The organism is Aeromonas sp. QDB25 (assembly GCF_027707725.1).
Taxonomy (GTDB): Bacteria; Pseudomonadota; Gammaproteobacteria; order Enterobacterales; family Aeromonadaceae; genus Aeromonas; species Aeromonas caviae.
This window is the reverse complement of the sequence record NZ_JAPCIZ010000054.1, coordinates 1-22,508: the sequence shown is the minus strand read 5'-3', so window position 1 is coordinate 22,508 and position 22,508 is coordinate 1. Positions and strand designations below refer to the sequence as shown.

The 22,508-nt window shown below is 62.8% G+C and carries 22 protein-coding genes, 1 rRNA gene and 1 pseudogene; 11 read left to right on the top strand and 13 right to left on the bottom strand.

What is annotated here, in order from left to right:
- Window positions 1–51: 51 nt before the first annotated feature.
- From PG883_RS16750 to waaF, 3 genes are all read right to left on the bottom strand, one after another.
- A complete protein-coding gene (locus PG883_RS16750; protein WP_049636086.1) occupies window positions 52–930 on the bottom strand; it encodes a DMT family transporter in 879 nt (292 codons plus the stop codon).
- A gap of 111 nt (window positions 931–1,041) precedes the next feature.
- Window positions 1,042–2,310, bottom strand: coding sequence for a lipid IV(A) 3-deoxy-D-manno-octulosonic acid transferase (waaA, locus tag PG883_RS16745; protein ID WP_052816522.1), 1,269 nt, complete (start codon window positions 2,308–2,310; stop codon window positions 1,042–1,044).
- Window position 2,311: 1 nt separating this feature from the next.
- The gene (gene waaF / locus PG883_RS16740) at window positions 2,312–3,409 is read right to left on the bottom strand and encodes a lipopolysaccharide heptosyltransferase II (protein WP_010676107.1); all 1,098 of its coding nucleotides are present in this window, start codon (window positions 3,407–3,409) and stop codon (window positions 2,312–2,314) included.
- A 339-nt stretch (window positions 3,410–3,748) separates the two neighbouring features.
- On the opposite strand from waaF, the gene PG883_RS16735 reads away from it, so the two are divergent.
- A complete protein-coding gene (locus PG883_RS16735) occupies window positions 3,749–4,525 on the top strand; it encodes a glycosyltransferase family 2 protein (protein WP_010676108.1) in 777 nt (258 codons plus the stop codon).
- A 341-nt stretch (window positions 4,526–4,866) separates the two neighbouring features.
- On the opposite strand, the gene PG883_RS16730 is transcribed toward PG883_RS16735, so the two are convergent.
- Window positions 4,867–5,910 (bottom strand): glycosyltransferase family 9 protein, encoded by a 1,044-nt coding sequence (locus tag PG883_RS16730; RefSeq protein WP_010676109.1) that lies wholly within the window; start codon window positions 5,908–5,910, stop codon window positions 4,867–4,869.
- 221 nt (window positions 5,911–6,131) lie between these two features.
- On the opposite strand from PG883_RS16730, the gene coaD reads away from it, so the two are divergent.
- Window positions 6,132–6,614 carry a pantetheine-phosphate adenylyltransferase gene (gene coaD / locus PG883_RS16725; RefSeq protein WP_010676110.1) on the top strand — a complete coding sequence of 161 codons (483 nt, stop codon included), beginning with the start codon at window positions 6,132–6,134 and terminating at the stop codon, window positions 6,612–6,614.
- A gap of 74 nt (window positions 6,615–6,688) precedes the next feature.
- On the opposite strand, the gene PG883_RS16720 is transcribed toward coaD, so the two are convergent.
- The 6 genes from PG883_RS16720 to radC all read right to left on the bottom strand — a co-directional run bounded on the left by PG883_RS16720 (window position 6,689) and on the right by radC (window position 10,337).
- Window positions 6,689–7,561, bottom strand: a complete 873-nt coding sequence (locus PG883_RS16720; protein ID WP_270807411.1) for a VirK/YbjX family protein — start codon at window positions 7,559–7,561, stop codon at window positions 6,689–6,691.
- A 176-nt stretch (window positions 7,562–7,737) separates the two neighbouring features.
- Complete coding sequence (gene mutM, locus PG883_RS16715) at window positions 7,738–8,550, bottom strand: bifunctional DNA-formamidopyrimidine glycosylase/DNA-(apurinic or apyrimidinic site) lyase (protein ID WP_270807408.1); 813 nt, start codon at window positions 8,548–8,550, stop codon at window positions 7,738–7,740.
- A gap of 14 nt (window positions 8,551–8,564) precedes the next feature.
- The gene (locus PG883_RS16710) at window positions 8,565–9,020 is read right to left on the bottom strand and encodes a hypothetical protein (protein ID WP_041212007.1); all 456 of its coding nucleotides are present in this window, start codon (window positions 9,018–9,020) and stop codon (window positions 8,565–8,567) included.
- Between the two features lie 90 nt (window positions 9,021–9,110).
- Window positions 9,111–9,278: a 50S ribosomal protein L33 gene (gene rpmG / locus PG883_RS16705; RefSeq protein WP_005323752.1), complete on the bottom strand. Its 168-nt coding sequence runs from the start codon at window positions 9,276–9,278 to the stop codon at window positions 9,111–9,113.
- Between the two features lie 11 nt (window positions 9,279–9,289).
- Window positions 9,290–9,526, bottom strand: a complete 237-nt coding sequence (gene rpmB / locus PG883_RS16700) for a 50S ribosomal protein L28 (RefSeq protein WP_005307492.1) — start codon at window positions 9,524–9,526, stop codon at window positions 9,290–9,292.
- A gap of 136 nt (window positions 9,527–9,662) precedes the next feature.
- A complete protein-coding gene (radC, locus tag PG883_RS16695; protein ID WP_039040991.1) occupies window positions 9,663–10,337 on the bottom strand; it encodes a RadC family protein in 675 nt (224 codons plus the stop codon).
- Between the two features lie 148 nt (window positions 10,338–10,485).
- On the opposite strand from radC, the gene coaBC reads away from it, so the two are divergent.
- The 5 genes and pseudogenes from coaBC (at window position 10,486) to PG883_RS16670 (ending at window position 14,233) form a co-directional block, all read left to right on the top strand.
- Entirely contained in the window at window positions 10,486–11,688 is a 1,203-nt protein-coding gene (gene coaBC, locus PG883_RS16690) for a bifunctional phosphopantothenoylcysteine decarboxylase/phosphopantothenate--cysteine ligase CoaBC (RefSeq protein WP_042879081.1), read from the top strand.
- A 76-nt stretch (window positions 11,689–11,764) separates the two neighbouring features.
- The gene (gene dut, locus PG883_RS16685; RefSeq protein WP_010676116.1) at window positions 11,765–12,223 is read left to right on the top strand and encodes a dUTP diphosphatase; all 459 of its coding nucleotides are present in this window, start codon (window positions 11,765–11,767) and stop codon (window positions 12,221–12,223) included.
- Window positions 12,224–12,293: 70 nt separating this feature from the next.
- Complete coding sequence (gene slmA, locus PG883_RS16680; protein ID WP_010676117.1) at window positions 12,294–12,890, top strand: nucleoid occlusion factor SlmA; 597 nt, start codon at window positions 12,294–12,296, stop codon at window positions 12,888–12,890.
- Between the two features lie 138 nt (window positions 12,891–13,028).
- Window positions 13,029–13,112: pseudogene (locus tag PG883_RS16675) on the top strand (nucleoid occlusion factor SlmA); the annotation flags it as partial.
- 284 nt (window positions 13,113–13,396) lie between these two features.
- Window positions 13,397–14,233 (top strand): mechanosensitive ion channel domain-containing protein, encoded by an 837-nt coding sequence (locus tag PG883_RS16670; protein ID WP_042864726.1) that lies wholly within the window; start codon window positions 13,397–13,399, stop codon window positions 14,231–14,233.
- 115 nt (window positions 14,234–14,348) lie between these two features.
- On the opposite strand, the gene PG883_RS16665 is transcribed toward PG883_RS16670, so the two are convergent.
- On the bottom strand, window positions 14,349–14,537 hold the full coding sequence (locus PG883_RS16665) for a hypothetical protein (protein ID WP_029314882.1): 189 nt from the start codon (window positions 14,535–14,537) through the stop codon (window positions 14,349–14,351).
- 421 nt (window positions 14,538–14,958) lie between these two features.
- On the opposite strand from PG883_RS16665, the gene pgi reads away from it, so the two are divergent.
- Window positions 14,959–16,608: a glucose-6-phosphate isomerase gene (pgi, locus tag PG883_RS16660; protein ID WP_103243929.1), complete on the top strand. Its 1,650-nt coding sequence runs from the start codon at window positions 14,959–14,961 to the stop codon at window positions 16,606–16,608.
- Between the two features lie 163 nt (window positions 16,609–16,771).
- Here pgi and ilvC read toward each other — a convergent pair whose 3' ends face one another.
- A complete protein-coding gene (gene ilvC / locus PG883_RS16655) occupies window positions 16,772–18,253 on the bottom strand; it encodes a ketol-acid reductoisomerase (protein ID WP_039041087.1) in 1,482 nt (493 codons plus the stop codon).
- Window positions 18,254–18,446: 193 nt separating this feature from the next.
- Between ilvC and ilvY the strand changes: the two genes are divergently transcribed.
- The 3 genes from ilvY (at window position 18,447) to PG883_RS16640 (ending at window position 22,303) form a co-directional block, all read left to right on the top strand.
- Complete coding sequence (gene ilvY / locus PG883_RS16650) at window positions 18,447–19,340, top strand: HTH-type transcriptional activator IlvY (RefSeq protein WP_010676123.1); 894 nt, start codon at window positions 18,447–18,449, stop codon at window positions 19,338–19,340.
- A 107-nt stretch (window positions 19,341–19,447) separates the two neighbouring features.
- A complete protein-coding gene (locus PG883_RS16645; RefSeq protein WP_010676124.1) occupies window positions 19,448–19,639 on the top strand; it encodes a hypothetical protein in 192 nt (63 codons plus the stop codon).
- A 90-nt stretch (window positions 19,640–19,729) separates the two neighbouring features.
- Complete coding sequence (locus tag PG883_RS16640) at window positions 19,730–22,303, top strand: bifunctional acetate--CoA ligase family protein/GNAT family N-acetyltransferase (protein WP_109112301.1); 2,574 nt, start codon at window positions 19,730–19,732, stop codon at window positions 22,301–22,303.
- Window positions 22,304–22,404: 101 nt separating this feature from the next.
- On the opposite strand, the gene rrf is transcribed toward PG883_RS16640, so the two are convergent.
- Window positions 22,405–22,508 (bottom strand): 5S ribosomal RNA (gene rrf, locus PG883_RS16635); the annotation flags it as partial.

Here is a 22,508-nt window from a genome sequence, read left to right as displayed (position 1 = left end):
CTGCCATGCAGACCCTCTCCTTCTTTTCTATGCATCCCCCACCCGCGCAGGCTAGACCGGTGACTTCAGCCTTCGGCTGCGCAGCAGCAGGGGGAGCTGGTAGAGCACCAGAGCGCCCAGCACCAGGCCGGCGCCGGCCAGCTTGGCGGGGCCCAGGGGTTCGTCATAGAAGAGGGTGCTCAGGATAAGAGTCCAGACCGGTTCGAGCAGCATCAGCAGGGCGGCGTGGGCCGTGGTCATCCGGCTCAGGGCGTGGGTGAGCAGCCAGTAACGCAATGTGGTGGCGATCAGGACGCTGGCCGCAAACCAGCCCCAGATACCAGTGCCGATGCTGGCGGGCCACTGCTCGGTCAGCAGGGAGAGCAGGGTGCCGAGCAGTCCGGTCACCGCCAACTGGATGCAGGTGAGCCAGGTAGGGGGAATGGACTGGGCGAAGTGGCGGTGCACCGCGAGCTGGACCCCCAGAGTGGCGGCCGCCGCCAGAAACCAGAACAGGGAGAGCGACACGCCCCAGTGGGTGCTGCTGGAGAGCAGCAGCAGACCCGCGACGGCCACGGGCAGAGTCAGCCAGTAGTGACGGCCGGGTCTGGCCTTGAAGGCGGCCCAGGCGGCAAGCGGCGCCATCAGGGTGGCCACGCTCATGATGAAGGCGCCGCTGCCGAGCGCATCGCTCTGGCTGATGGCGGTAACCCAGAACAGCAGGCTGGCCCCGAGCAAGGTGCCGCACCCGGCGGCGCGCAGCAGTTGTGAGCCACTGGGGGGCGGCTCGCGCAACCAGGCGAGCGGCAACAGCAGCAGGGCGGCCAGCAGGAAGCGGCTGCCGATAAAGGCGGCGGTGGGCAGTTCGCGAATCGCCTCTTTCGAGAAGAGCCAGCCAGCGGCGGCCAGCAGGGTGACCAGTATCATCAACAGCAGGGGAGCGCGGTTCATCGGAGCATCACAGGGTCAGGGGCAAAGGGCAGAGCATAAAGGAAAGAGGCGCGGATTGTCTCCCGGGGTTTGGCAGACATGCTGGCGGGGCGGCCACCACGCCGCCCCGCCTCAGTCGTCACTTTCCAGGCTGGCGAGGCAATGGGAGAGGGTGCGCGCCAGCGCCCCCTGATTGCGCAGCACCACGGCGCGGGCCTGCTCCCCCATCTCGCGGCGGGCAGGTGCATCGCCGAGCAAGGCGCTCACCTTGTCACCGAGCGCCTCGGCATCCGCCACCACGGCCGCGCCCCCCTGGGCCACCAGCTGGCGGGTGATGTCGCTGAAGTTGAAATAGACGGGGCCGGTCAGGCAGGGTTTGCCCAGCGCCGCCGGTTCCAGCAGGTTGTGACCGCCCACGGGCACCAGGCTGCCACCGACAAAAGCGAGATCCGCCGCCGCCAGCATCAGTGGCAGCTCGCCCATGGTGTCACCCAGGTAGATCTTGTCCCTCTCGCCGACCGCACTGCCCGCCGTACGCCGCACGCAACCGTAGGGGGCGCACAGCTCGGCCACCCGATCGAAACGCTCGGGATGGCGCGGCACCAGGATCAGCAGGGCGGAGGGATGGGCCTTGAGCACCCGATCGAAGGCGGCCAGCACCTGCTCGTCTTCCCCCTGGTGGGTACTGGCGGCGATCCAGACAGGTCGTGCCTCCCCCAGTTGCTGGCGCAGGGCACGGCCCCTGGCCTGCACCTCGTCGCCAAACTGGATGTCGAACTTGATGGAGCCGGTCACCGCCAGCTGATTGCGCCCTATCCCCAGTCGATGGAAGCGATCCGCATCGTCCTGATGCTGGCACAGCAGGTGGGTCAGCGGGCGGCTCAGGGCATCGAAGGCACCCTGGAAGCGACCATAGCGCTGACAGGATCGCTCCGAGAGGCGGGCATTGAGGATGGTCACTGGCAGGTGCCGTGCCTCGCAGGCCGCCAGCCAGTTCGGCCACAGCTCTGTCTCCATCACCCAGAGGGCGCGGGGCTTGACGGTGCTCAGAAACGCCGAGACGGCCCAGGGATAGTCGAGAGGCGCATAGCGGTGCACTACCAGATCCCCGAGCTTGGCCGCCTGTTCGGCGCCGGTGCGGGTGGTGGTGGTGAGCAGGATGGGCAGCTCGGGGCGCTCGGCCTTGAGGGCGCGGATGAAGGGGGTGATAGCCAGGGTCTCCCCCACGCTCACCGCATGGATCCAGAGGGGGGCCTCCTGTCCGGTCGGCGGCAATCGTCCCAGATGCTCGGCCCAGCGCGCCCCGAAGCCGGGCTTGCCTTTTTTGGGCTTGTAGAGCGCCAGCAGCGCCAGGGGCAACCCCAAGTGGATCAGCAGGTTGTAGAGCAACCGGTAGATCATGCTAGCTATTACCTGGTTCAGCAGCGGAGGATTCCACCGGCTGCCGCACTATGGTCAGATCTGCCGTTTCCCCACGCTCCAGCCGATTTCCCGCCTCGATGACCTGTTCCGGCATCAGTTCGATCAGGCACTTGAGGTGGCCGAACTTGCAGGTGCGCTTGAAGCAGGGGCGGCATTCGATGTCGGTGTGGACGATCTCGACCCTGTCCGCCAGCGGTGGGGTATAGAGGGGCGAGGTGGAACCGTAGACGCCGATCAGCGGCCGGTTGAGGGCGGCCGCCACGTGCATCAGGCCCGAGTCGTTGGCGATGACCCGACCGGCCAGCGCCATCAGGTCGATCGCCTCGTGCAGGCTGGTCTTGCCCGCCAGCACGTGGCAGTTGGGGCGCGACAGGGGGTTGATCCGATCGCGGATGGTGTTGGCCACGTCCACGTCCTTGCCCGAGCCGAAGATCCATACCTGCCATCCCTCGTCGAGGTGCTTTTGCGCCACCACGGCGTAGTGCCCTTCCGGCCAGCGTTTGGCCGGGCCGAACTCGGCCCCCGGACAGAGTACCAGCACAGGGCGGGCACGATTCAGGCCGAGCCGCTCCAGCGCCTTGCCCTGGTTGATGAGATCAACGTGCAGGGAGGGATGGGGAATAGCGGGAATGTCGTCCCGGCTCTTCATCTGCCCCTTGGGGTAGGCCAGAGCCACATAGCCTTCCACCATCAGCGGGAAGGCCTGTTTGTTGCTGCGCATGTCGTTGAGCAGACCGAAGCGGTGCTCCCCCTTCCAGCCGGTGCGCACCGGGATCCTGGCAAACCAGGGGATGAGGGCCGACTTCATGGAGTTGGGCTGGATGATGGCCTGATCGTACTGCTCGGCGGCCAACTGCTTGCCAAGGCGGCGGCGTGCCCCCAGCTTGAAGTCACCGTGGCCAAGCGGCATGGGGATGGCCTTGTCCACCTCGGGCATGCGCTCCAGCAGCGCAACGCACCAGGCCGGCGCCATCACATGGAGCTCGCTGCCCGGGTGGTTGCTCTTGAGCGCCTTGTAGAGGCTCTGGGACATCACCATGTCGCCGACCCAGGAGGGGCCGATCACCAATATCTTCATCGCGCGTCTTCTCTCGGGACTGGCCCGGCTGTTGATCGTTACTGGGCGAGATTATGCCCCAAGAAAGGCCGAAGAAATAACAGAAGATACCCGTCTGCTCCCGCAAAACGCCTACCTGGCAGGATCTGCTCCCCCGCGTATCCCTCCTGAGGCCCTCTTCCACCCGGACACGGCGTGCCCTGGGCCACCGACTGCCGGGTAGCAGAGATCCCCCTTCCCCCGCATTCAAAAGCGGGCACACCGGGCCCTCGGGTCATGCCCCGCGCGGGGTTTTAGGCTAGAATGGGCGCCAATCCGAGCATGACCCGCCCGCCGGGCACCAATAAGAGTCCCTTGCCTGTGAAAAAACCGACCCTGGCGGCCGTCCTGATCGTCAAGAACGAAGCCGACAACCTCCGCGCCTGCCTCGCCTCCCTCGAAGGCCTGGCGGATGAAATCGTCATTCTCGACTCCGGCAGTCAGGATGACACCCCGGCCATCGCCGCCGAATTTGGCGCCCGCTTCTTCGTCAACACCACCTGGCCCGGTTTCGGCCGTCAGCGCCGCCTCGCCCAGTCCCATGTCCAGTCGGAGTGGGTGCTGTGGCTGGACGCGGACGAGCGGCTCACCCCGGAACTCAGGGAAGCCATCCAGGGTGTCATGGCCAACCCGGCCAGCGACACCATCTACTCCATCCCGCGCCTCTCCTGGGTGTTCGGCCGCTTCATCCGCCACAGCGGCTGGTACCCGGATCGGGTGCTGCGCCTCTACCCCAAGGCGCTGACCGGCTACAACGAGGCGCTGGTACACGAGAAGGTGGAGGTGCGCGCCAACATGAAGATCGTCAACCTGCAGGGCGACCTCCTCCACTACACCTACCGGGATCTGGAACACTACCTGGTCAAATCCGCCGGCTATGCCCGCGCATGGGCCGATCAGCGCACCGCCCGCGGCAAGAAGGGATCCCTCGGCCAGGGGCTGGTCCACGCCGTCGGCTGCTTCCTCAAGATGTACCTGCTCAAGGCCGGTTTCCTCGACGGCAAGCAGGGCCTGCTGCTGGCCATCCTCTCCGCCCACTCCACCTTCGTCAAATACGCCGATCTCTGGGTTCGCCAGCAGCCCCAGCAGCCGAAATAGGGCATCGCGCCTCAAACATCGCATTAATCACTCACCCCTTGTTCCAGCGGGACAAGGGGCAAACCCTATTGCCATGGAGCGGGCGCAGCCCTCGCGGGGCCGCTCACGGCGCAAACCCGGGCGCCACGGACGAAAACTGGCCGCTATAAGCCGAATGCATGGATATTGGCAACATGACCCGACTCCGGCTTATACCGACAGGTTTCCCCTGCCCGGGGCCCGGGCAGGCCCGTCAAGGGGACTGTCGGGAGCCACGCCCGGTAGGCTGGCCTGCCAGCAGGGCGCATCCCCATACAAGACAGGGCCCCGCGGGGCCCTGTCTGTATGTTCTGTGCGCGCTCTCAGCGCTCGGCGCGCCAGAAGGGCGGCGCCCAGCGGGCGATCTCTGCCGCCATGGCCTTGGGATCGAGCTGGCTCATGTCCTCCGGGTGGTCGCTGTCTTCCGGCGGGCTGAAGGGCAGATGGCGCCCCTCGCCGTTGAGCGGCCGCCAGCGCAGCGGCGTCGCCGAACGGTGTGCCGGGAAGAAGCCGACGGTCGGCACGTCCATGGCCGCGGCGATGTGCAGGGGCCCCGTGCTGCCCGCCACGAACAGGGCGGCGTTGGCCATCACCTGGCAGAACTTCGGCAGCCCCTCGTCGGAGCGGTAGATCCAGCCGTTGCCCCCATGGGCCAGCAGTTCGGCCGCCAACTGCTCCGCCTTCCCCTCCTCCCCCGGCCCTGCCGTCAGCACGCACTGCAACTCGGGACAGGCCTGGTTGAGCTTGATGATGAGGCGCGAGTACTGCTCGATGGAGAGGTTGTTGGCCGAGCCACCGCTGCCCGCATGCACCATCAGCCAGGGGCGGCTGGCGTCGAGCCTGAGACGGGCGGCGACCTGCTCGCGCACCTGCAGCAGGCTCTCGGGGTCGAAGCCGAGGTAGGGGCCCTGTGGCTCCACCACGGTCTGATGCTGATCGGCGAGGAAGCGGCGCACCAGATCCAGGTTGTATTCGTACTCCGGCTTCTGGGAGCGGGAGCGGCGCTGCACCAGGCGCTGGTTGTAGAGCACCTGGGCCAGCTTGGTGGCGGGGGCCAGCCGGTAGGGAATGTGCGCCTTCCACACCAGCTTGGCATTGCGGGTGTTGGAGAAGAGGCAGATGGAGGCATCGAAGGCGGCCGCCTTGATGCGCGCCAGCAGGGCGCGTTGCTGCTCCTTGTCGGCCCGGGCACCCGGATCCAGGATGATCTCGTCGATCCATGGGCAGAGGCGGGCCAAGGGCGCCGTGTAGGCGGGAACCAGGGCAGTCACATGACACTCCATGGAGCGCTTGAGCATGGCAAAGCTCGGCCACGCCAGCATGAAGTCACCAATCTTGTCATTGCGGACTACCAGAATACGTTTCATAAAAAATCCCTATGCTCCCTGTCACCAGCGAAGGAGGCTTGATGCGCGATGCGGGTATTCTTGCCTGATGCAGGGCGATTCTCAAGCGAAGACGCCACGGGGCCCCGATTTGTGCGACCCCGGCCGCCGATCAGCGCCAGAAATCCGCGCCATCCCGGTCGCGACAAACCGGCAACAGCCCCTATAATGCGACCAGTTTTCCGGTTTCAGGAATCAGCAGCATGACCAACAAGGTAATCTATCCCGGCACCTTCGACCCCATCACCAACGGCCATACCGATCTCATTGGCCGCGCCGCCAGACTGTTCGACGAGGTGGTGGTCGGGGTGGCCAACAGCCCGAGCAAACGGCCGCTGTTCGATCTCGAGGAGCGCGTTCAGCTGGCCCGGCAGGTGACGGCTCACCTGCCCAACGTCAAGGTGGTGGGCTTCTCCGGCCTGCTGGTGGATTTTGCCAGGGAGCAGCAGGCCAACGTGCTGATCCGCGGCCTGCGCGCCGTCTCCGACTTCGAATACGAGTTCCAGCTCGCCAACATGAACCGTCGCCTGATGCCTACCCTGGAGAGCGTCTTCCTTACCCCGGCGGAGGAGAACTCCTTCATCTCCTCCACCCTGGTGAAGGAGGTGGCGCTGCACGGAGGTGACATCCACCAGTTCGTCGACCCCCTGGTGGCTCAGGCCATTGCCGCCAGACAGCAGCGCTAATCCCCTCCCCTGATGGGCAGAAACGAACAAGGGCTACCCGCGGGTAGCCCTTGTTGCATCAACGCACTGCACGCCTAGCTGCGGGCAAACTGCTGGCGGATCGCCCGCTCCAGCTGATCGAGCCACTCGTAACGGCGCCGGTACATGGCCCGCTTCTTGGCGGCCACCTCCTCCAGCGGCTTGCGCACCACGGGTTGCAGCCGCACGAAGTTGGCGTCCTGATCGAGGGCGCCAAACTCCTGCCACAGCTCGTCGTAGTCCGCCTGCAGGCAGGCTTTCTTCTTCTTGCTGTACCGTCTTGCCTGGAAGATGTGGGCCTTCATGCGCACCGCACAGACCCGGTGGGCCCCCATAGCCCCGGCCAGCGCTATCACCAGCATCACCACCAGCGACTTGGGTCTCAGACCCTGACCCGCCCGGGTCAATGCCCGCACCTGCTCCTGGGGCTGCTCGACACAGGGCTCTGGCCCCTGCACCGACCCGATCACCAGGGCCAGCTCCTGTTCGCTGCCCGCCAGGGAGAAGGCACAGCTGTAGAGTCGCTCCCCCCGCGCGTTGACGATGGAGAGCGCCAGCTCCGCCTCCCTGCGGAAGGTGCCGTCGTGACGCAGCACGATGCGCCAGCCGCCATCGGGATAATGGCCCAGCACTATCCCCTCCCCCAGATAGAGCGGGTCGATGAGCTCGGGGTACAGGCCCAGCAGCAGGCGGTAGTGATCCTCCACCATCTTGACCCGCTGGTTCACCGTCGAGCAGGCGAAGCGATAGGGGCGCATCGGCTTGTCGAGCAGCTCGGGGTGGCGGGCGGGAAGCGCCCGCAGGGGGGCGCTCTGGAACAGCTCGAATACCCGGTTCAACTGCGCACGGTAGAGCAGACTGCGCAGCAAAAACTTGCCGCGATTGAAGGTCTTGCGGGCGCTGTCTTCGGGATAGAGGAAGCGGGCCATATCGTGGGCACAATAGTGCCCCTGCCGGGATAAATGTTCCCAGTCTATTGATTTAGCTGTCATTTTATTACCTCGCAGCCTGAACTGGCGAGATAGTAGTCATGGGCTGACGCCGCTTCAACAGACCGGAAATACTCTCTTACAACTTGGCCGGTTCCGGTTCAAAAACCCCTCTTTCAGCGTTGGCAGTGGGAGCAGAACACCGTGGTTCGCTGGCCCATCTTCACCTCGGTGAGCAGGGTGTGGCAGTGGAAACAGGGCTGGCCGCCACGGCCGTAAACCTGCAGCTGCTGCACGAAATAGCCTGGCTTGCCGTCGGCGCTGGTGAAATCCTTGAGGGTGGTGCCCCCCTGGTGAATGGCTTCGGCCAGCACCCGCTTGATCTCGCTCACCAGGGTGCCCAGCCGCTCGGCGCTGATGTTGCCCGCCGCCCGCCTGGGATGAATGCCGGCGGCATAGAGCGCCTCGTTGGCGTAGATGTTGCCCACCCCGACCACCACGTGATTGTCCATCAGGAACTGCTTGATGGCGGTGCTGCGCCCCTTCGCCCGCTCCCGCAGGTAATCGGCATGGAAGGCATCGGTGAGGGGTTCCGGCCCCAGCTTGGCGAGCAGGGCATGGGCCTCGGCCGGTTCGCGGGTCCACAGCAGGGCGCCAAAACGGCGTGGATCGTTGAGCCGCAGCAGCTTGCCGTTGGCCAGCTCGATATCCACGTGATCGTGCTTCTCGGCCGGGGTGCCGATATCCAGCACCCGCAGGCTGCCGGACATCCCGAGATGGAGGATGGCGGTGCCAAAGTCGGTCTCCAGCAACAGGTATTTGGCACGGCGGCTGACGCAGTGGATGACGAGATCCACCAGCTCCTGGATCTCGCCGGGCACGGGCCAGCGCAGGCGGCCGTCCCGCACCACCACGCGGGTCACCTTGATGCCGGTAAGCCAGGGGGAGATGCCCTGGCGGCTGACTTCGACTTCCGGTAATTCAGGCATGGGCGATCTCTCGTTCAGGGAATGGGACGCATCAGGTCACGGTATTGCGCCTGACTCAAGCTGAGCCAGGTCGAGGAGGGCAGCAGGGCGGCAAACTTGCCGTCGTCCTGATAGAGCCCGACTTCCACCGGATCGCTCTGTCCGGCGATCCAGATCTTGAGGGTCACCGGGGTGCCGCGCACGGGCTCGCCGGGGGGCAGCAGCCAGCCTTGCCACGCCTCGATGCGGGCCGCCAGCTGGGTGCTGCCAAGCCCCAGATCCGGCGCGCTGCGCCAGCCCTGGCCGATACGCTCTATCTGCCAGCTCGGCCCCTGCCAGGTCAGCACCACGGCACTCTCCGGCAACAGCGGACGCGCGCGTTTGGCACTGTTCTCCTGCTGGGCCTGCTCCAGCCGGTGCAACAGGGTAATGACGATCAACACGACCACGATGATCACGTTGTTCCAGCCTTTGCGGCTCAGTTTGAACATGGCTAGCCTCCCTTCGAATCGGCAGTGTACTGAATTCCAGCCATAAAAAAACCCGGCACGAGGCCGGGTTTTTGCAGCGAAACCAAGTAATTACTTGATTTTGCCTTCTTTGTAGATCACATGCTGACGAATCACGGGATCAAATTTCTTGATCTCCATTTTTTCGGGCATGGTGCGCTTGTTCTTGGTAGTGGTATAGAAGTGACCAGTACCGGCGCTGGAGTTCAGGCGAATCTTATCGCGAATACCTTTAGCCATGATCTAATTCCTTATACCTTAACGCCGCTGGCACGCAGTTCAGCCAGAACCACTTCAACGCCGCGCTTGTCGATGATACGCATGCCTTTTGCGGATACGCGCAGGCTCACGAAGCGTTTTTCACTCTCAACCCAGAAACGGTGAGTGTGCAGGTTCGGCAGGAAACGACGCTTGGTAGCGTTGTTAGCGTGCGAACGGTTGTTACCAACTGCCGGGCGCTTGCCGGTTACTTGGCATACTCTAGACATGTCAGTCTCTCCAAATCTTACTTCATTGCTCGAGCAAATATCTGCCCCGCTGGCCTTCGATTGCGGGGCAAACAGAAGGCGGCATTTTATACAGCATCCGTGATCAAAGATCAACTAATACAGTGCCAGAGCCCAGTCACAACCAACCACGCTCTGCGAAAGAAACCGTGATGCCATCACCGATCACCAGGTGATCAAGCACTCTGATATCGACCAGGGCCAGGGCGGCCAGGATCCGATCCGTGATCTGGCGGTCCGCCCGACTGGGCTCGGCCACGCCGGACGGGTGATTATGCGCCAGAATCACGGCGGCTGCATTATGTTTGAGCGCGATCTGCACGATTTCTCTGGGCCAGACGCTCGCCGAGTCGAGGGTGCCGTAAAAAAGTTCGACAAACCGGATGACCCTGTGCTGGTTGTCGAGCAGCAGCAGGGCGAACACCTCCCGCCCCCGATCCCGCAACTGGGCTTGCAGAAAGTCACGGGTGAGCCCTGGCGAGGTGAGCGCCTCTCCCCGTTGCAACTGTTCGGCCAGATGGCGCCGCCCCATCTCCAGCACCGCCTGCAACTGGGCATACTTGGCAGGTCCCAGCCCGTGAGCGCCACAAAAATCCTGCTGCTCGGCTCCCAGCAGTGCCCGCAGGGAACCAAACTGCTGCAACAACTGGCGGGAGAGGTCCACCGCACTCAACCCGCTGACCCCGGTGCGCAGGAAGATGGCCAGCAGTTCGGCATCGGAGAGCGTCGCCGCTCCTCGGCGCAGCAGCTTTTCCCTCGGGCGCTCCTCTTCCGGCCACTCCTTGATGCTCATTTGTCTCTCCCTACATGGCTATTGAGAGAAAACATAGCAAAGAATCCCGCGAGCCCGACCACAACTCCCCCATGTCAGCCTCTGTCGCCACCCATTGCCTGTGCTATCTTAGCCGACCAGTCAGAGTGAGCCGGAAGAGAAGCAGCAGATGAGATTGGCCGATAAACGCATCCTGTTGGGTGTCAGTGGCGGGATCGCCGCCTACAAGAGTGCCGAACTGGTACGTCGCCTGAAAGATCAGGGGGCCGAGGTGCGAGTGGTGATGACCCGCTCCGCCAAGGAGTTCATCACCCCGCTGACCCTGCAAGCCGTCTCAGGCCACCCGGTGGCCGACAGTCTGCTGGACCCGGCTGCCGAGGCGGGCATGGGCCACATCGAGCTGGCCAAGTGGGCCGATCTGGTGCTGATCGCCCCCGCCAGCGCCAATCTGATGGCCCGCATGGCCGCCGGCATGGCGGACGAGCTGCTCACCACCCTCTGCCTGGCCACCCCGGCGACTGTCGCCCTGGCGCCAGCCATGAACCAGCAGATGTACCGCAACGCCGCCACCCAGGCCAACCTCCAGACCCTCGCCGAACGCGGCATTCAGCTGTGGGGGCCGGATTCCGGCAGCCAGGCCTGCGGCGATGTGGGCCCGGGCCGGATGCTGGATCCCCTGGAACTGGTGGAACGCTGCTGCCAGCAGCTCGCCGCCGAGCCACTCCTGGCAGGCGTCAGGCTGCTGCTCACAGCCGGGCCGACCCGCGAGGCGCTGGATCCGGTGCGCTATATCAGCAACCACAGCTCCGGCAAGATGGGCTACGCCATCGCCCGCGCCGCGCGCGAAGCGGGCGCGGAGGTGACCCTGGTGAGCGGCCCGGTGGCACTGGCCACCCCGGCCGGCGTTACCCGCATCGATGTGGAGAGTGCCCTGCAGATGCACGAAGCGGTGATGAGCCGGGTCGGTGAGTGCGACCTCTTTATCGGCTGCGCTGCCGTCGCCGACTACCGTCCCGCCCAGGTGGCCGAGCAAAAGATCAAGAAGACCGGCGACAACGACCAAATGCAGCTGACCCTGGTCAAAAACCCCGACATCATCGCCGATGTGGGGGCGTTGTCAGACAAACCCTTCACCGTCGGATTTGCCGCCGAAACCGTGGATGTGGAACAATACGCCCTCGACAAACTTCGACGTAAGCGGCTGGACATGATCGCAGCCAACGATGTGTCCCGTGCAGGCCAGGGTTTCAATGCCGATGACAACGCCCTGACCGTCTTCTGGCAAGGGGGTCAAGCCGCCCTGCCCCTGGCCGATAAGCTGACGCTCGCCCGTCATCTTGTCGCCCTGATTGCACGCCATTATCGACCCTGAGCCCATTGAACATGCCGGGAGCCCCAGGCTCCTGCAGTACCACCCGATCGCCAGGCGATCCAATTGAAAAAGATTCATGACGACACAAATTGAACTGAAAATCCTGGATGCCCGCATCGGCACCGACTTCCCGCTGCCCGCTTACGCCACACCGGGCTCCGCTGGCATGGACTTGCGCGCCCTGCTGGATGCCCCACTGACCCTGGCCCCAGGCGACACCACGCTGGTGCCGACCGGGCTGGCCATTCACATCCAGGATCCGGGTCTGTGCGCCACCATCCTGCCCCGCTCCGGCCTCGGCCATAAGCACGGCATCGTGCTGGGCAACCTGGTCGGCCTCATCGACTCCGACTACCAGGGTCAGTTGATGGTCTCGGTCTGGAACCGTGGCAACGACAGCTTCACCATGCAGCCCGGCGAGCGCATCGCCCAGCTGGTGATCCTGCCGGTGGTACAGGCCAGCTTCCAGCTGGTCGACGAATTCAATCAGAGTGAACGGGGTGAAGGCGGGTTTGGTTCTTCTGGTCGCCAATAACAAGACCACACGGCCCCCTGGGGCACGTGCCAAATAATAGAATCAAGCCATTGTTTTTTTAGGGGAATCCATGGCAAGCAGTAACCAGAAACAGAGTCGGCGCGATCAGATCCTGCAGGCACTCGCCCACATGCTGGAAACCAGCCCGGGCCAGCGTATCACCACGGCACGCCTCGCGGCCGAGGTGGGCGTGTCCGAGGCGGCCCTCTACCGGCATTTTCCCAGCAAGGCGAGGATGTTCGAGGGGCTGATCGACTTTATCGAGGATTCCCTGCTGTCACGGGTCAACCTGATCATGGCCGAAGAGAAGGACACCATGGCCCGCTGCCATCACATACTGCAGCTGCTGCTGGTGTTCGCCGAGCGCAACCCCGGCATCACCCGCATTCTCAATGGCGATGCCCTGCTGGGCGAACACGATCGGCTGCGGGATCGCATCAGCATTCTGTTCGACAAGCTGGAGACCCAGATCAAGCAGGTACTGCGCGAGAAACGGCTGCGGGAAGGCCAGGGCTTCCAGCTCGACGAGACCATGCTGGCCAACCTGCTGCTGGCCTATACCGAGGGCCGCATCAGCCAGTTCGTCCGCTCGGAGTTCAAAATCAAGCCCACTGCAGGCTTTGAAGATCAGTGGCAGTTTATCCGCAGCCAGCTGCTGCAAAGCTGAGCCAGCAGACCGCATCAACCAATGCACGTCTGCTCCGAGTTCAAAATCAAACCCACCGCCGGGTTTGAAGATCAGTGGCAGTTTATCCGCAGCCAGCTGCTGCAAAGCTGAGCCAGCAGACCGCATCAACCAATGCACGTCCGCTCGGAGTTCAAAATCAAGCCCACTGCCGGCTTTGAAGATCAGTGGCAGTTTATCCGCAGCCAGCTGCTGCAAAGCTGAGCCAGCAGACCGCATCAACCAATGCACGTCTGCTCCGAGCTCACAATCAACCCCACCGCCGGGTTTGAAGATCAGTGGCAGTTCATCCGCAGCCAGCAGCTGCAAAGCTGAGTGCGCACATGCCGAGCGTCCCTGCGCCAGCAGGGTTGTGACAAAACGGGAGGCCTTGGCCTCCCTTGCTTTTTGTGGCACAAAAGAAGAGACAAGCACCAAATGCGACCCAGCTTGTCGCGCTCAAGTGTTAGATTCATCTGCCATAAATCTTCACACCAACAGGACATCCTATGGAACCCGAGATCATTACCGAAGCACAGACCTGGCTGACCAACAACCAGGGACTGATCATCGAGTATGCGGTCAACATCGCCGCCGCCCTGATCACCCTGCTGGTCGGTTACATTGCCGCCAACCTTCTCAGCGGTGGCGTGGTCAAGGTGATGCAGACCCGCAAGCTGGACACCACCGTCACCCACTTCGTCGGCAGCATCCTCAAATACACCATCCTGGTGTTCGTAGTGATCGCCGCCCTGGGCCGGGTCGGGGTGCAGACCGCCTCCTTCGTAGCCATCATCGGTGCCGCCGGTCTGGCCATCGGTCTGGCGCTGCAGGGCTCTCTCTCCAACTTTGCCGCCGGTTTCCTGCTCATCATCTTCCGCCCCATCAAGGCTGGGGAATTCATCGAGGTGGCAGGCACCAATGGCGTTGTGCAATCGGTCCAGCTCTTCACCACCACCCTCACCTCGGGTGACAACAAGATGGTGGTAGTGCCAAACTCCGCCATCCTAAACGGCACCATCGTCAACTACTCGCGTATGGATACCCGCCGCGTCGACATGACATTCGGCATCGGCTACGGCTCCGACCTGCGCAAGGCCAAACAGATCCTGGAGCGGCTGGTGAGCGAAGAGCCCCGCATCCTGAAGGAGCAGGCCGCTACCATTGCCGTCGCCGCGCTGGCCGACTCCTCGGTCAATATCGTGGTGCGCCCCTGGGTCAAGACCGGCGATTACTGGGGCGTCTGGTTCGACTTCCACGAGAAGGTGAAGCTCACCTTCGACGCCGAGGGCATCGAGATCCCCTTCCCCCAGCGTGTGGTCCACATGCAAAAGACGGCGGATTGATCCTCGGTGTGCGTTCTCCAGTGCCAGCCTTCGGGCTGGCACTGTCGTTTCTGCCTTCTGTGACATGAAAAAACCGGCCACAGGCCGGTCTTGCGCACCAGGTCGCACCGCGTTCTCACCCCAGCCGGCGTGCAACCCGGTTGAGCAGGGGCTGCATCAGCACATAACCCCCCAGCACGGCTCCGATCACCGCCAGTACGCGGATCTCCAGCGTCGGCGCCGCATTGGCCAGCGTCAGGGTCAGCAAACCGATGAGGCCGGTGGCGATCAGGCTCAGGGCAAACAGGGATAACAGGGCTTTCATCTCGATCTCCTCATTCCACACCATTGATTCCATACCTTGGCCATCCCTGGGAGATCTCGTCCATTCGGCTCATATGATAGCCAGCGTCTGTTGCCCACCATTTGCGCCTGCTCAAAAAACCGTCCGATGAGCGTCTGTTGAATACCCTTTGATCTGTCACGCCAGCTTTCCAGAGCCACGGCCGCGCTCCCCTTGAAATGAAAGCCTTTTCAACCCGAACAAGCATGCGCGAACGCAAGATCCCGGGGTACTGAGTGACTCATAATCGCACTGTTTTGGTTGTACACTCCCTCGTTGCAGACAATTGGTAATGCTCTGTTACACGGGGCGCACGGAGTGCCCGGTATAATGCTCGCATAATAAGGTTTGGCGGGAGCCTTGCCTGCAAGGTTCAAACACAACTTGGAAGACTGATAATCCTATGAAAAATATCAATCCAACCCGGACCCAGGCCTGGCAGGCACTGGAAGCCCATTTTGCAGCCAACAAGGAGATGCGTCTCAAGGATCTGTTCGCACAGGATCCCAAGCGTTTTGACAAGTTCTCCCTCACCTTCGGTGGCGACATCCTGGTCGACTACTCCAAGAACCTGATCACCGAAGAGACCCTCAAGCTGCTGGTGAACCTGGCTGGCGAGACCGATCTGCGCAGCGCCATCGACGCCATGTTCAACGGCGACAAGATCAACATGACCGAAGGGCGCGCCGTACTGCACACCGCCCTGCGCAACCGCTCCGACCGTCCCATCGAGGTTGACGGCAAGGACGTGATGCCGGAAGTGAACGCCGTACTGGCCAAGATGAAGGGCTTCTGCGAGAAGGTCATCGGTGGCGAGTGGAAGGGCTATACCGGCAAGGCCATCCAGCACGTGGTCAACATCGGCATTGGTGGCTCCGATCTGGGCCCCGTCATGATCACCGAGGCCCTGCGCCCCTACAAGAATCACCTGGAGATGCACTTCGTCTCCAACGTCGACGGCACCCACATCGCCGAGACGCTCAAGAAGATCGATCCGGAAACCACCCTGTTCCTGGTGGCCTCAAAGACCTTCACCACCCAGGAGACCATGACCAACGCCCTGACCGCCCGCGACTGGTTCCTCGGTCATGCCGGTGACAAGGCCCACGTTGCCAAGCACTTCGCCGCCCTGTCGACCAACGGCAAGGCCGTTGCCGAGTTCGGCATCGACACCGACAACATGTTCGAGTTCTGGGACTGGGTCGGCGGCCGCTACTCCTCCTGGTCCGCCATCGGCATGCCCATCGCCCTCTCCCTCGGCTTCGAGCACTTTGAGGCCCTGCTGCAAGGTGCCTTCGAGATGGACATGCACTTCGCCACTGCCGCCTATGAACAGAACGTGCCCGTACTGCTGGCCCTGATCGGCCTGTGGTACAACAACTTCCATGGTGCCGAGTCCGAAGCTATCCTGCCGTACGATCAGTACATGCACCGCTTCCCTGCCTACTTCCAGCAAGGCAACATGGAGTCCAACGGCAAGTACGTGGACCGCGACGGCCATCCGGTTGACTACCAGACCGGCCCCATCATCTGGGGTGAACCGGGTACCAACGGCCAGCACGCCTTCTACCAGCTGATCCATCAGGGCACCAAGCTGATCCCCTGCGACTTCCTGGCGCCGGCCATCAGCCATAACCCCATCGGTGACCACCATCCGAAGCTCCTGGCCAACTTCTTCGCCCAGACCGAAGCCCTGGCCTTCGGCAAGAGCAAGGAAGCGGTGGAGGCCGAGTTCCTGGCCGCCGGCAAGACCCTGGAGCAAGTCAAGGATCTGGTGCCGTTCAAGGTGTTCGAAGGCAACCGCCCGACCAACTCCATCCTGTTCAAGCAGCTGACCCCGAAAACCCTCGGCTCCCTGATCGCCATGTACGAGCACAAGATCTTCGTACAGGGCGCAATCTGGAACATCTTCTCCTTCGACCAGTGGGGTGTGGAGCTGGGCAAACAGCTGGCCAACAAGATCCTGCCGGAGCTGGGCACCGATGAGGCCGTCACCAGCCACGACGGCTCCACTAACGGCCTGATCAACACCTGGAAAGCCTGGAAGGCCTGATTGCTCCCGCCCTCCAGAATGCAAAAGCCCCGCTCGATGAGCGGGGCTTTTTTATAGGCTTCAATCTGTCTGTTTGCATCATCCGGACGACAGGCCAGGTGTCTAAGCCAGCCAGTAACGGGGATCGTCATCCCCGCCCCTTCCGATGCCGCTCAGCGAAGGCTTAACCGCCGACGGCAATACGCTTCATGTCCTTCATGTAACCACGCAGGGTCTGGCCGATCTTCTCGATCGGGTGGTTGCGGGTCGCTTCGTTGGCAGCCAGCAAGGCAAGGTTGTCCACCGCCTTGCTCTCGGCACGGGCACTGCCCAGGTCCCCTGCTTGCAGGGTCGGCATGAAGTGCTCGCGCAGCAGCGGCACGGCGGCGTTGGCGAACAGGTAGTTGCCGTACTCCGCGGTATCGGAGATGACCACGTTCATCTCGTACAGACGCTTGCGGGCGACGGTGTTGGCGATCAGCGGCAGCTCGTGCAAAGACTCGTAGTAGGCGGACTCTTCATAGATGCCGGAGGCCACCATGGTTTCGAACGCCAGCTCGACACCCGCCTTGACCATGGCCACCATGACCACACCATTGTCGAAGTACTCCTGCTCTGCGATCTTGCCGGCATAGGCAGGGGCATTCTCGAAGGCGGACTTGCCGGTCTCTTCGCGCCAGCCGAACAGCTTGGCATCGTCTTCGGCCCAGTCAGCCATCATGCCGCGGGAGAACTCGCCGGCGATGATGTCATCCATGTGCTTCTCGAACAGCGGACGCATCAGGGTGCGCAGTTGCTCGGAGAGCTCGAAGGCACGCAGCTTGGCCGGGTTGGAGAGACGGTCCATCATCAGGCTGATGCCACCCTGCTTCAGGGCCTCGGTGATGGTCTCCCAGCCGAACTGGATCAGCTTGCCGGCATAGGCCGGGTCGGTGCCCTCGGCAACCAGCTTGTCGTAGCAGAGCAGGGAACCGGCCTGCAGCATGCCGCACAGAATGGTCTGCTCGCCCATCAGGTCGGATTTCACTTCCGCGACGAAGGAGGATTCCAGCACGCCGGCACGGTCGCCACCGGTAGCAGAGGCCCACGCCTTGGCGATGGCCATGCCCTCACCCTGGGGATCGTTCTCCGGGTGCACGGCGATCAGGGTCGGTACGCCGAAACCACGCTTGTACTCTTCACGCACTTCGGTGCCCGGGCATTTGGGTGCAACCATCACGACGGTGATGTCGGAACGGATCTGCTGACCCTCTTCCACCACGTTGAAGCCGTGGGAGTAGCCCAGAGCGGCGCCCTGCTTCATCAGCGGCATCACGGTTTTGACTACGTCGGAGTGCTGCTTGTCCGGAGTCAGGTTCAGCACCAGATCGGCGGTCGGGATCAGCTCTTCATAGGTGCCGACCACGAAGCCGTTGTCGGTGGCCTTCTGCCAGGAGGCGCGCTTCTCGGTGATGGCGGCCTTGCGCAGGGCGTAGGAGATGTCCAGCCCGGAGTCGCGCATGTTCAGACCCTGGTTCAGGCCCTGGGCGCCACAGCCCACAATCACCACCTTCTTGCCCTTCAGCACGTTGCAGCCGTCCGCGAACTCTTCGCGCTGCATGAAACGACACTTGCCCAGCTGGGCCAACTGCTGACGCAGGTTCAAGGTGTTGAAATAGTTAGCCATGGTGATTGCTCCGTTCTATTGATTCCATGCCGGATAGCGGCGTTGTCGAAACCACTATAGCGCGGGACACTTATTGCCTGAACTGATATATTCGAAACAGTACGTTGCAGGAATTGAAATGTGATTTCCCGCAATCTCCCGCCGCCGAGCCATCGTGCTACAGGGCGCCTGACAACGCCGCAGGAATAAAAAGATGGACCTTCGCAATCTCGAACTGTTTCTCCACCTCGCCGACTCCCTCCACTTCGGCAAAAGCGCCGATGCCATGGCGGTCAGCCCCTCCACCCTGAGCCGCGCCATCCAACGACTGGAACAGGAGACCGGCTGCGTGCTGTTCGAGCGGGACAACCGCTCGGTGCGGCTCACCCCTGCTGGTGACAAGCTGCGGGAGTTTGGCGGTGCCTTGCTGCAGGAGTGGCGCCAACTCAAACAGGAGCTCAAGCGCAGCGACGAGCCGCTGCAAGGGCGGCTGCGGGTGTTCTGCTCGGTCACCGCCAGCTACTTTCTGCTGCCCGAGGTACTGGAACGCTTTCGTCGCCGTTATCCCCAGCTGGAGATCAAGCTGGAGACCGGCGACCCTGCACTGGCAGTGGACAAGATCCTGGCTGACGAAGCCGATCTCGCCATCGCAGCGAGGCCGGATGCGCTCTCGTCCAAGCTGGAATTCGCCAGCCTGCAACAAGTCCCTCTGGTGTTCATCGCCCCCCGCAATGCCCCCCAGCAGGGTCAGTGGTTCCCCCAGGGCGAACCTGACTGGGAGCGCCTGCCGCTGATCCTCTCCGAACAGGGGCTGGCCCGAAAGCGCTGTGATCAATGGTTTCGCAACAAGGGGATAGCTCCCAACATCTATGCAGAAGTGGCGGGCAACGAGGGCATCGTCGCCATGGTGGCCCTCGGCTTCGGTGTGGGTGTCGTGCCTGCCGCCGTCATCGATCACAGCCCCATGGGGGACAAGGTGCGTGTGGTCGAGCCCAAACCGGCGCTCAAGGCGTTCGACGTCGGCATCGCCGTGCTCAAGAAGCGGCTGGAAGAGCCACTGATCCGCGCCTTCTGGGACACCGCACGCGGCCAGGGAGGCCTTCGCTGATCCGGCAGGCGTCAGAGCCACAGTGAGTGTCAAATGTATCAGTATGAAAGTGGGGGAGAAGAGGGGACACTGGCCGGCACCATCCAGCCACCATCAAGGAATAGAGCGTGAGCCAGCATCTTGTCGAAATCCGCAGTGCCATCCTGTTCGCAGAATATCTGCAAAGCCTCGGGGTCCAGCGCCATGAACTCGATCGGGAGCAGGAGATCTATCTCCAGGACAGGCACCTCGCCACGGTGCAATGCATTCAGGGGGAGCTGCGCTTTTATCTGCGCGCCAGCGCACTAGCCAGATCGTGATCCGCAATCGGTCACAGAACCCGCACGCAAAGCGTATTAGACTGGCACCATCCGTCCCCCTCGCCCCGGGGGCCACCACGAGGAGTGCCCATGAAACAAAGCGGCCTGGATCGGCTCTTCAAACCTCACTCGATCGCCGTCATCGGCGCCTCCAGTGATCCGCAGAAAGCAGGCCATGTGGTCATCCGGCACCTGCTGGCGGGTCAGTTCCAGGGCCCTATACTACCCGTAGCCCCCCGCAGCCAGGCCATCGCTGGCGTGCTCGCCTATCCGGACATAGAGAGCCTTCCCCTCTCCCCCGATCTCGCCATCGTCTGTACCCGGCGCGAACGGGTACTGCCGCTCATCGAGGAGCTCGGCAAGAAAGGAACCGGAGCCGCCATCATACTGGCCGCCCAGTTCTCCACTGACGAGCGCCTGCGGCTCAAGCATCTGTGCCAGCAATACGGCATCCGGCTGCTCGGCCCCAACAGCATGGGCATGCTGCTCCCCGGGCAGGGTATCAACGCCAGCTTTTCCCCCATTGCAGCGACTCCGGGACAGGTGGCGTTTCTCTCCCAGTCGGCAGCGGTCAGCACCACCATCCTGGATTGGGCCAAGCAGCGCGAAATCGGCTTCTCGGCCTTCATCTCCCTGGGCGATCATTGCGACATCGACTTTGGCCAACTGCTGGATCAGCTCTCCCGGGACGGGACGACCCGCGCCATCCTGATCTACATGGACAAGCTGCACGATGCCAGGCACTTTCTCTCCGCCGCCCGTGCAGCCTCGCGCAACAAACCCATCCTGATCCTCAAGAGCGGTCGGCATGACCCGGCCAACGGTCTCGACAATGTCTATGATGCCGCCATCCGCCGAGCTGGCATGCTGCGCGTCCGGGATACCCACGAACTGTTTGCCACTGTCGAGACCCTGAGCCACTCCCTGACCCTCAAGGGGGAGCGGCTCGCCATCCTCTCCAACGGGCGCGGCCTCGCCAACATGGCCGCAGACGTACTGCTGTCTCGGGGAGGCAAGCTGGAGATGCCACCCCTCGACATCGGCAGCGATGCAGATATCGAGGCCTACAAGAGTGCACTCGAGACGCTGCTCCAAGGGGACAGTGCCGATGCCATCCTGCTGATCCATGCACCGTCCCTCACCGCCCGAGGTGTCACCCTCGCCAGCAACCTGATCGACTTCATCAAGCAGCATCCCAGGGCCAGACGATTCAACATCCTGACCAACTGGGCAGGCGAATACTCCGCCCAGGAGGGGAGACGCCTGTTCAATGAGGCGGGCATCCCGACCTATCGCACCCCGGAAAGCGCCGTCACGGCCTTCATGCACATGGTGGAATATCGCCGCAACCAGAAGCAGTTGATGGAAACACCGGCCTCCCTGCAGGGCGACAGGCTCGATGTCGAGCGCTGCCAGCAGCTCCTTGGGCAAGCGCTGGAGCGCCAGCAGCGGGTGCTGGACACCCACCTGGCTCATCCCATCTTGCAGGCAGCCGGGCTATCCACCCTCGCGACCTGGATCGTTTCCGATGCCATAGAGGCCGCACTGACTGCAGAACAGATCGGCTACCCCGTAGCGGTGAAGCTGCGATCTCCCGACATCGCCCACAAATCCGATGTACACGGTGTCATGCTGAACCTGCGCACCTCGGCGGAAGTCGCCCAGGCGGCGGATGCCATTCTGGACAGGGTACGTCAGCACGATCCTGGCGCCCGCATAGAAGGGCTTCTGGTACAACGCATGGCACGCCGCAGCGGGGGTCTGGAGCTACGGATCCGCTTGCAGCAGGATCCGGTCTTCGGCCCCGTCATCCTGCTCGGGGAATCCGGTGCCGAGCCCCGCGAGATGGTCGCGGCCCTTCCTCCCCTCAACCAGGCACTGGCTCGCTACCAGATCATTGGTGCCCTCAAGGATGGCAAGATCCGCGAGCAGGCCAGTCCGGTACGGCTCGATATCGACGCCCTCGGCCAGGTGCTGTGCCAGCTCTCCGAGCTGCTGCTGGCCTTCCCCGAGATACAAGAACTGGATCTGCACCCGCTGCAGGCCTGTGGTGAAGAGATGGTGATCCTGGATGCCCGGCTCGTCCTGGCAGAGCGAGGACAACAAGTGCTGCCACTGGCCATTCGCCCCTATCCCACCGAGCTGGAAGAGGGTGCCTGGCTGAAAGATCAGAGTCATGTACTGCTCCGCCCCATCCGCCCCGAAGACGAGCCGGCCCACAAGCAGTTCGTGCGGCAGGTGTCTGATGAAGACAGGTACAAACGCTTCTTCGCCGACGTGGGGGAGCTGGGGCATGAGGAGCTGGCCCGCATGACCCAGATCGATTATGACCGGGAAATGGCCTTCGTCGCCGTGGGTCAGGACGGCCCTTTCAGCCAGCAGATCCTGGGAGTGGTGCGAGCCATTGCCAGCCCGGATCAATCGGATGCGGAGTTTGCCATCCTGGTCCGCTCAGACTTGAAAGGGCTCGGACTCGGCAAGTTGATGATGGAAAAGATCGTGCGCTATGCCAGAGAGCGTGGCATAGGCCAGCTCTCTGGCATGACCATGCCCAGCAATCGCGGCATGATCAATCTGGCCAAACGGCTCGGTTTCAAGATCGATATTCAGCTGGAAGATGGGATAGTCAACATGGAGCTGCCCTGTGCTGATCAGGTTGTATAACGATACAATTGTGGTGGTAAATCAACCAGATATGGATGGATAACGTGAATTTCAGGCAATAAAAAACCCCGCTCGAGTGAGCGGGGTTTCTTGTATTGGGTGCCTGGCAGTGTCCTACTCTCGCATGGCGAATGCCACACTACCATCGGCGCTACAGCGTTTCACTTCTGAGTTCGGCATGGGGTCAGGTGGTTCCACTGCGCTA

Bases quoted from the DNA above. Each gene is read 5' to 3' on its own strand.
- PG883_RS16720 (WP_270807411.1), bottom strand. From the start codon at position 7,561: ATGGCCCGCTTCCTCTATCCCGAAGACAGCGCCCGCAAGACCTTCAAT.
- rpmB (WP_005307492.1), bottom strand. From the start codon at position 9,526: ATGTCTAGAGTATGCCAAGTAACCGGCAAGCGCCCGGCAGTTGGTAAC.
- waaA (WP_052816522.1), bottom strand. From the start codon at position 2,310: ATGATCTACCGGTTGCTCTACAACCTGCTGATCCACTTGGGGTTGCCC.
- mutM (WP_270807408.1), bottom strand. From the start codon at position 8,550: ATGCCTGAATTACCGGAAGTCGAAGTCAGCCGCCAGGGCATCTCCCCC.
- radC (WP_039040991.1), bottom strand. From the start codon at position 10,337: ATGAGCATCAAGGAGTGGCCGGAAGAGGAGCGCCCGAGGGAAAAGCTG.
- coaBC (WP_042879081.1), top strand. From the start codon at position 10,486: ATGAGATTGGCCGATAAACGCATCCTGTTGGGTGTCAGTGGCGGGATC.
- coaD (WP_010676110.1), top strand. From the start codon at position 6,132: ATGACCAACAAGGTAATCTATCCCGGCACCTTCGACCCCATCACCAAC.
- PG883_RS16665 (WP_029314882.1), bottom strand. From the start codon at position 14,537: ATGAAAGCCCTGTTATCCCTGTTTGCCCTGAGCCTGATCGCCACCGGC.
- PG883_RS16730 (WP_010676109.1), bottom strand. From the start codon at position 5,910: ATGAAACGTATTCTGGTAGTCCGCAATGACAAGATTGGTGACTTCATG.
- rpmG (WP_005323752.1), bottom strand. From the start codon at position 9,278: ATGGCTAAAGGTATTCGCGATAAGATTCGCCTGAACTCCAGCGCCGGT.
- PG883_RS16710 (WP_041212007.1), bottom strand. From the start codon at position 9,020: ATGTTCAAACTGAGCCGCAAAGGCTGGAACAACGTGATCATCGTGGTC.
- ilvC (WP_039041087.1), bottom strand. From the start codon at position 18,253: ATGGCTAACTATTTCAACACCTTGAACCTGCGTCAGCAGTTGGCCCAG.
- PG883_RS16670 (WP_042864726.1), top strand. From the start codon at position 13,397: ATGGAACCCGAGATCATTACCGAAGCACAGACCTGGCTGACCAACAAC.
- slmA (WP_010676117.1), top strand. From the start codon at position 12,294: ATGGCAAGCAGTAACCAGAAACAGAGTCGGCGCGATCAGATCCTGCAG.
- pgi (WP_103243929.1), top strand. From the start codon at position 14,959: ATGAAAAATATCAATCCAACCCGGACCCAGGCCTGGCAGGCACTGGAA.
- PG883_RS16750 (WP_049636086.1), bottom strand. From the start codon at position 930: ATGAACCGCGCTCCCCTGCTGTTGATGATACTGGTCACCCTGCTGGCC.
- dut (WP_010676116.1), top strand. From the start codon at position 11,765: ATGACGACACAAATTGAACTGAAAATCCTGGATGCCCGCATCGGCACC.
- waaF (WP_010676107.1), bottom strand. From the start codon at position 3,409: ATGAAGATATTGGTGATCGGCCCCTCCTGGGTCGGCGACATGGTGATG.
- ilvY (WP_010676123.1), top strand. From the start codon at position 18,447: ATGGACCTTCGCAATCTCGAACTGTTTCTCCACCTCGCCGACTCCCTC.
- PG883_RS16640 (WP_109112301.1), top strand. From the start codon at position 19,730: ATGAAACAAAGCGGCCTGGATCGGCTCTTCAAACCTCACTCGATCGCC.